The sequence below is a fragment of the Kitasatospora sp. MBT63 genome, assembly GCF_000710465.2.
GTDB lineage: Bacteria > Actinomycetota > Actinomycetes > Streptomycetales > Streptomycetaceae > Kitasatospora.
Genome location: NZ_JAIZ01000392.1, coordinates 1 through 7844 on the forward strand (window position 1 = coordinate 1; position 7844 = coordinate 7844).

General features: G+C 75.1%; 5 protein-coding genes and 2 tRNA genes. 4 read left to right on the forward strand and 3 right to left on the reverse strand.

Translation table 11 applies throughout. The annotated features are described in order from the left end of the window. The coding region (locus AA75_RS22615) for a PAS domain-containing protein (protein ID WP_233289141.1) at positions 1-1863 on the reverse strand (1863 nt) is incomplete at its 3' end. A gap of 202 nt (positions 1864-2065) precedes the next feature. Here AA75_RS22615 and AA75_RS22620 point away from each other — a divergent pair. Then, positions 2066-2156 (forward strand) — tRNA-Ser (locus AA75_RS22620). A gap of 177 nt (positions 2157-2333) precedes the next feature. After that, a tRNA-Arg gene (locus AA75_RS22625) sits at positions 2334-2409 on the forward strand. A 69-nt stretch (positions 2410-2478) separates the two neighbouring features. Here the strand turns inward: AA75_RS22625 and AA75_RS22630 are convergent. Continuing rightward, positions 2479-3678, reverse strand: a complete 1200-nt coding sequence (locus AA75_RS22630) for a globin domain-containing protein (protein ID WP_051813076.1) — start codon at positions 3676-3678, stop codon at positions 2479-2481. 10 nt (positions 3679-3688) lie between these two features. Beyond that, a complete protein-coding gene (locus AA75_RS22635; protein ID WP_033822015.1) occupies positions 3689-4111 on the reverse strand; it encodes a hypothetical protein in 423 nt (140 codons plus the stop codon). A gap of 294 nt (positions 4112-4405) precedes the next feature. On the opposite strand from AA75_RS22635, the gene AA75_RS22640 reads away from it, so the two are divergent. Then, positions 4406-7477, forward strand: a complete 3072-nt coding sequence (locus tag AA75_RS22640; RefSeq protein WP_149038312.1) for an Ig-like domain-containing protein — start codon at positions 4406-4408, stop codon at positions 7475-7477. Between the two features lie 152 nt (positions 7478-7629). Next, positions 7630-7844: hypothetical protein (locus AA75_RS51455; protein ID WP_033822017.1), on the forward strand; the 215-nt coding region annotated here is incomplete at its 3' end.

Consider the following 7844-nt stretch of genomic DNA (forward strand, 5'->3'; position numbering starts at 1 on the left):
GCCCAGCGCGATCGCGGTCCTGGCCTGCGGGGCCTCCGCCGGTACCGCCGCCGCACCCCGGGCGTCGGCCACGGCCTGGGCCTCGCCGGTGTCCGTACCCCGGCCGTCCGAGGCCGGGCCCGTGCCGCCCGGGCCGGGCCTCGCCGCCTGCTCCTGCGCGGTCTCCTCCTGCGCCTGCCGGGCCCGTCCCGCCCGCTGGCGCGACGGCTCCCGGGACCCGGCCCCGCCGCCCTCCGCCTCGGCGGCGGCCGACGCCAGCTGCGGCAGGTCCGGCAGCATCGCGGTGTCGGTCTCCTTCGGCACGCTGCTGCTCCGCCCGACCGCCGGGGCGGACGGGTCCAGCGGCAGCTCGACCACGTACGTGGTGCCGGCCCGGTTCGGCAGCTCGTGGCGCTGCAGCACACCGCCGTGGCGCTCCACGGTGGCCCGGGCGATCGGCAGGTGGACCGGGCTCGGCCGGCGCGACGGGCCGCGGACCTCGATCCGGGCCACCTCGCCGCGCTGGGCCGCGGCCACCACCACCATCGGCAGCTCGCTGCCGGAACCCGGCATCGCCGGGACCCCGAGGCCGGGCGCGTCCGAGCGCACCCCGGCGACGTCCAGCGAGGGCGTGACCCCGCTGACGTCCGCCACCAGGTGGGCCAGCGCCTGGGCCAGCCGGTCCCGGTCGACCGCCAGCTCCACCGGGGCCGCGTGCACCGAGTAGCGCACCCGCCCGGGGCCGAGCAGCTCCCCGGCCCGCTCGACCGCCCGCTGCACCACGGTGTCCAGGCCGGCCTCGGCCCGTTCCAGCTCCTCCCGGCCGGACTCCGCGGCCAGCTCGAACCGCTGGTGCGCCAGCACCCCGTCGATCAGCGTGGAGAACCGCCGGCACTCGTCGGCCAGCCGCCGCAGGGTCCAGTTGGCCTCCGGCCAGAGCTGCCCGGCCGGGTCCCCGGCCAGGCCGTCGATCCGCCGGTGCAGCGCCGTCAGGGCGTCGCCCAGCTCCTGCTCCAGGACGGCCGTCAGGTGTTCGTTGCGGGCGCTCAGCGCCAGCTCCTTGGTCCGGTCGGTGAAGGTCATCACCGCGCCGACCAGCTGGTCACCGTCCCGGACCGGGGCGGTGGTGAGGTCCACCGTCACCGGGGTGCCGTCCTTGCGCCACAGCACGGTGCCGCGCACCCGGTGCTTGCGGCCGGAGGTCAGGGTGTCCAGCAGCGCCGAGCCCTCCAGGGCCAGCGGGGTGCCGTCGGCCTGCGAATGCTGGATCAGCGGGTGCAGCTCGCGCCCGCCCAGTTCGCTGGCCCGGTAGTCCAGGATGTGCGCGGCGGCCGGGTTGACCAGCACCACCCGGCCGTCCAGGTCGACCCCCAGCACGCCCTCGGCGGCCGCCCGCAGGATCATCTCGGTCTGCTTGTGCTGCCGCCGCAGCTCCGCCTCGACCCCGACCCGGGCCGACACGTCGCGGACCAGGAGCAGCAGCAGCCCGTGCCCGGACGAACCGGTGGACTCCCGGTACGGGTCGTAGGCGAGGTAGCCGATGCCCTCGCCGGCGCGGTCGTCCTCGAAGTCGTTCCCGGCGACCTCCACCGGGAAGCTGGAACCGTCGGTCCGCCGGGCGGTCATCCGTACGGGGTGGTCGAGACGCTCGGGCTCGCTCGCCTTGGGCCGCATCGAGCCGGGGATCCGGCTCGGATCGAACTCGGGCAGCAGGTCCAGTACCCCCATGCCGACCAGCGAGGTGCCGGGGGCCTGGAGGCTCTGCACCGCGGCCTTGTTGGCCTCCACCACCGTGCCGTTGCTGTTCACCAGCAGCAGCGCATCGGGCAGGGCGTCGAGTATCGCGGCGAGGCGAGCAGCGCCTCGGGTCGGCCTGCTGCTCACGTCGACAGGTCTCCTCACGGCTGGGGGCCGCCGCTGCGACTCGCGGCACGCGCTCTCCTCGGGAGACTGGAGTATCTCATTCTTCTTTGCGCCGTGGACGACCCGGCTAGTAACGTTGTCGGTGGTTGGTGCCGGAGCCTCAGGCTGTGGCATCATCGCTTTCGCGCGGAGCAGCTCGCAGCAGCGGGGTGGTCCGAGTGGAGGAGGCGTCGCCTAGTCCGGTCTATGGCGCCGCACTGCTAATGCGGTTTGGGTCTTAAAGCCCATCGAGGGTTCAAATCCCTCCGCCTCCGCCTCCAGGGGAGCCCCGTCGGTCACACCGACGGGGCTCCTTGCGTCTTCCGGGTCGGGTACCCGGGCCGGGTCGCGTTCCCGGGCCGGGCGGGGGCCGGAGCAATGGATTTCACCCCAGGTCGAGGGTCATGTAATGTTGTCCCCGCACCGCCCGGTCGGCCAGTTCGGCCGGGCGAGCGCTCATAGCTCAACGGATAGAGCACTTGACTACGGATCAAGAGGTTGCAGGTTCGAATCCTGCTGAGCGCACCAGTCGAAGGCCCCGGACGGATCGTTCGGGGCCTTCGCCGTTCCCGGCCCGACTCGTCGGCCGGGGCCGGGTCAGCCGTACTCGGTGCGGTTGATCCACGGCACGTCGCGCAGGTCGAGGAACCACTCGGACGAGGTCACCGGCCGCACCCGGTTGAAGGTGACGGGCGCGGGGTCGGCCCGGATCAGTTCGGGCCGGGCGCCCTGGCGGATCAGCTGGTCCGTGAGCCGGGTGGCGAGTCCCGGCGGGCCGCTGAGGTGGACGTCGTGGCCGGAGCAGTCGTGGTGGCGGCCCAGGCGCTCGCACAGCAGGCCGACGCCGTCCTCGTAGCGGGAGCCGTCCGGGGGCGAGGTCAGTGTCACGTCCAGCCAGCGGTGGAGGGCCGCCAGCCGGCGGACGGACTCCAGGTCGTACTGCTCGCCGTGGCGCCGGGCTGCCAGGTACAGGCTGGTGGGGCGGCCGCCGTCGAGCGCGACCTGTTCGAGGACCGACTTGATCTGCGCCCAGCCGGTGCCGCCGGCCACGGCGATCAGCGGGCGGGCCGATCCGGGTGCGAGTACCGCGTCGCCGAGCGGCGGGCCGATCCGCAGGGACTCCTCCGGCATCACGTCGTTGACCAGCAGGCTGCTCAGCAGGCCTCCCGGGACCCGGCGGACGTGCAGGTCGATGGTGCCGTCGGCGCGCGGCGCGCAGGCGATCGAGTACGGGCGCCAGACCTGCGGCAGCCGGGGGGAGCAGAGCGACAGGTACTGCCCGGCGGTGAACGGGTACGGGCGGTCCGGGGCGAGGGTGAGCCGGACCAGGTCGGCGGCGGCCCGGTGGCGGCGCACCACCTGGGCCTGCCACCAGCGTGGGGTGGTCGCGGGCAGTTCGCCGGCCGCCTCGATCATCGCCTGCGAGATCACCGTGTACGCCTCGGTCCAGGCCTTCTCGGTCTCCGGCGTCCAGTAGTGGCCGGAGAAGTGCCGGATGGTGGCGATCAGGCTCTCCCCGACGGCCGGGTAGTGGCCGGGCACCACCCGGAACTTGCGGTGGTCGCGGCCGAGCGCCGCCAGGTAGCCGGCCAGCCGGTCCGGCTCGGTCAGCCGCAGCACCAGTTGGGTGAGCGCGCCGAACAGCCGGTCGCGCTGCTCGTCCATCCGCTCGGGGAACAGCGCGCGGATCCCGGGGTTGTGCGTGAACAGGTGGGCGTAGAAGTACTTGGTCAGCTGGTCCGCGCGGCGTTCGACGACGGCGAAGCTGGCTCGCAGGACGGAGTGGTCGACGGGCACCGGGGCGGCCTCAGCCGGCGGACGGCGACGGGCCCGCCGGCCGGGCGGCCGCCGCGCCCGTGCTCTCGTCGATCACGTCGCGGACGGCCGCCCGCGCCGACTCGGCCCCCGGGGTCCGGGCGTCCCCGGCGAAGTGCTCGAGCGTCGCCAGCAGGCCGGCGGCGACCGCGGCGCGGTGCTCGGGCCGGGGCGCCAGCTCACGGACCAGCTCGCCGACGAGCCCGGCCGGCGCCTCGGTGTCCTCCGAACGGGTGACCATGCCGCCGAGCGCCGCCCACCGCCGCACCTGCCGCTCGTCGAGGTCCACGGCGACCAGGGGCCGCAGCGCGGGACTGTGCTCGAACAGGTGCCGGTAGAAGTAGGCGGCCACCTCGGCACCGTGCGGCTCGACCAGCGCGAAGCCGTTCCGGATGGCGTTGGGATCGATAGTCACGGGCGCTGACTCTACTGATCCGTCCGTCAATTCGAACAGAGATGACTGATGAATGGTCAAGCCCTGCCCGGTAAAGCCCGGTTGACCGAGCGGGCGGATGGCTTGAATCCATCGCTTCCGGGTACGCCCTGTGCTGCCACCCGAGTGGCCGCCGAACGGGTGTCACCGGCGCGGATCGCCGGTGTCGCGGTATGACCGACTCGAGATCGTGATTCCCTTTTGTCGGATGTTATGGCTGTGTCAGAACTCATGCCCGGCCCGCGACTTGGCGGACGTCATCGAGAGGAGAGCCGGATGAGCCGACCGTCCCCCGACGCCGCGCCGGCACCCCAGGTCCGCCCGGCAGGACGCACCGGAAAACAGCGGGTGACGCACCGCGCGGCCGCCGCGACATTGGCCGCCGGCCTGCTGATCGGCTGGAATTCAACCCCCGCCGCCGGCCAGCAGTCACCCGACACCTGGTCGGCCGACCGACGGGCCGTGCTGCCTTCCGGACTGCGGGTTCAGCTGGATTTCGCCCCCCTCCCCGGAGTCGACGTCACCGCCGCTCCCGGAAAACTCGCGGAACCCGCCGGACGAGCCGCTTCCTACACGGACGGACTGCACACCGGCGATCCCGCCGAGACCTTTCTGGCGGCCGAGAAACGCCCCCGCCCGGACGGCTCCTGGCGGACCCTGGGCACCCTGCAGATCTCCTTCTCCCGGGCCGTCCGCAATCCGCGACTGCACGTCAGCGGGCTGTCGGGGCTGGCCACCGGAACGGGTGGCAGCACCGGCACGGCCACCCGGCTGACCGTCACCGGTGGCTCCCCGGCCGCCCCTGCCCTGGTCGGCCGCACCGGCTGGTCCGGCTGGACGGTCGGCGACGGCGAACTCGCCCCCGCCGGGGACGGCACCACCGACGGCACGGCGTCCGGCTCGGGCACCCTGGAACTGGCCGGCACCCTCACCACCGTCACCCTCCGCGTCGAACAGCGCAGCACCCCCCGGTCCGGCTCCACCACCGCACCCGCCGCGCTGCGCCAGGCGTACACCGTCACCGTGGACGAGGGACTGGGCACCGCGCCGCAGAGCTACGGCAACGCCTCGCACGTCATCTCCGACCTGTTCCTCGGACAGGACGCCGGCGGATCCGCCGTCCGGTCCCGCCCCGGCCTCACCGGCGAGGTTTCGCAGCCGCTGGTGCCCGGCGAACAGCCGCCCCCGCCGATGCCGTACGACGCCGAACCGGCCGACGGCGGCCCGTCCGACGCCGCGAAGCCCGACGCGCCCCCGCCCGACCAGGGCCCGCTGGTCGAACTGGACCACGGCGCCGCCCTGCGCAGCCCCTGGGCCAGCGCCGCACCGCCGCAGCTCCAGCCCGGCCGGGGCGAGTACCTCGGGGCGGACCCGACCCTCGAATTCCCCGCCGAGGCGGCCGTCGGCCACTACTACGGCCTGACGGTGCCGGTCCGCGGCGGTGACGGCCCGGCCGTCCTCGCGGGCTGGATCGACTTCGACCACAACGGCCGCTTCGACCCGCTGGAGCGGGTGCAGGCAGAGGTGGCCCCCGGCAGCGGCACGGCGGCCCTCGAGTGGACGGTGCCGGACAAGGCGGTCGCCGGGGAGACCTGGGCCCGGCTGCGGATCGCCCGCAGCGGCGCCCAGTTGGTGGTCCCCGGCGGCTTCGCCGACTCCGGGGAAGTGGTCGACCAGCGGGTGCGGATCTCGGTCGGCGCGGCCCGCCCCGAGATCTCGGCGCCGGTCCCGGGCACCGTCACCGCCGACCCGAAGCCGGAGATCCGCGGCGAGGGCGCGGTCCAGGGCGCCACGGTCGCGGTCCTGGAGGGAGACACCGAACTCTGCCGGACCACCGCCGGCGCCGACGGCAGCTGGACCTGCCTCCCCGCCAAGGCGCTCGGCCAGGGACCGCACCTGCTCACCCCGGTCGAGACCACCAAGGGCGGCATGGTGCTGAAGGGGACACCGGTCCGGCTGACCGTGAAGACCGCGCCGCCCGCTGCCCCCGTGCTCACCCTGCCGGAGTTCACCAACGACCCCGGCCTGCTGATCACGGGCACCGGCGAAGCGGGCAGCACCGTCTCGGTGGCCCTCACCGGCCTGTCGGGCGGCGCCCGGGCGGGCGGTGAACTGTGCAGCACCGCGGTCACCGCCGACGGCTCCTGGTCCTGCCTGCCGGTGGAGAACCTGACGGACGGAAAGCACCAGCTCACCGCCGCCGCCGTCGACCAGGCCGGGAACCGGACCACCGGCAAGGCGGTCGCCCTGACCGTCGACACCGCGGCGCCGGACCGCCCGCAGCTCGGCTCACCGGCCGCCGGCGCCACCCTCACCACCGGCCGGCCCCGGCTGACCGGCCGCGCCGAGGCGGGCACCGCGGTCACCGTCACCGCCCGGCCCGCGGGCGGCGAACAGGCCACCATCTGCGGCGGGGTCGCCGCGGCGGACTCCACCTGGACCTGTACCGCCACCCGGGACCTCCCGGACGGCGAACTCACCCTGCAGGCCACCGCCACCGACCGGGCGGGCAACAGCACGGCGGGCGACCCGGTCACGGTGACCGTCAAGACGGGGAACCCGCCCGCGGCGTCGCCGTCGACTTCTCCGTCGGCTTCGCCGTCCGGGTCCGCGTCAGCCTCCACGTCGGCGTCCGCATCGGCATCCGCATCGGCCGAGGCGTCCGCGTCCGCCTCCACACCCGCGCCGGGGGCGGCGTCGCCCGTACCGTCGCAGCCGAGCCCGAACGCATCCGCCTCCCCGGCAGCCGGCGGCCCGAGCGTGAGCCCGTCGCCGGCGCCCGCCGCGGCCCCCGGCGCGGTGACGGGGTCCGACCTGCCGCCGCTCGGCCTGTTGCCCATCACGGTGCCGCCCGTGATCGCGCCGCCCACCGTCCCGTCCCCGACTGTCCCGTCCCCGGCCGCGCCGGGATCGGCTCCGGCATCAGCGCCACCGTCGCCCTCACCCTCGCCGTCACCCTCGGCCTCGGCGTCGCCCTCGCCTTCGCCGGGCCCGGCCGCCGCCGGTTCGCCGGGCGGGGTGGCGCGGGCCGGATCGGCGGACCCGTTCCTGACGGGGACTTCGTCCGACCGGGCGGAGACCCTCGCGGAGCAGGGCGGTCCGGACCATGCGCTCGCCGTGCCGCCGGACCGTAAGCCGGCCGCCTCAGCCGTCTCAGCCGTCTCAGCCGTCTCAGCCGTCTCAGCCGCCTCAGCCGCCCCGGACACCACGGGGGCCGCGGCCGCCGCCCGGGGCACCCCGGAGACGGGCTGGCGCAAGGCCGTGGTCGGCGGGTTGCTGATCCTGCTCGGACTGGGCCTGGTGACCCGCCGGGTGTTCGGCCGGGGCAGCGGCTCGCGGCGCCGCTGAGAACGGCCGGCCCCGGCCGGCCCCGCCCCCCGACCTGCTGTTCCTGACCACCGATCGAGCGAACCCAAGTGATCGAGCCGTTCCGGTCCCGGCACCGTCTGCCGGGACCGGCCCGCCCGCCCAGCGACGCACCCAACCCCGAGGATCCGTGCATGGACGTCACCCGCGACCCTTCGCCGGGAACCACCCCGAACCCCGCCGGCCAGCCGGACCGGTCCGAGCTCCCGTCGGGGGCCACGCAGCTGAGCCGGGCCATGGCAAGGGCCGTGGCGAACCCGCTGATCAGGCCGTCGACGCTGTCCGGCGACGATCCGGACGGCCCGCCGACCCGCCCCATCCGGCCGATCCGTCCGGTCCAGCCCGTCCA

Excerpts from the sequence above, each read along its gene's own strand:
- AA75_RS22640 (WP_149038312.1), top strand. The coding sequence starts at position 4,406 with ATGAGCCGACCGTCCCCCGACGCCGCGCCGGCACCCCAGGTCCGCCCG.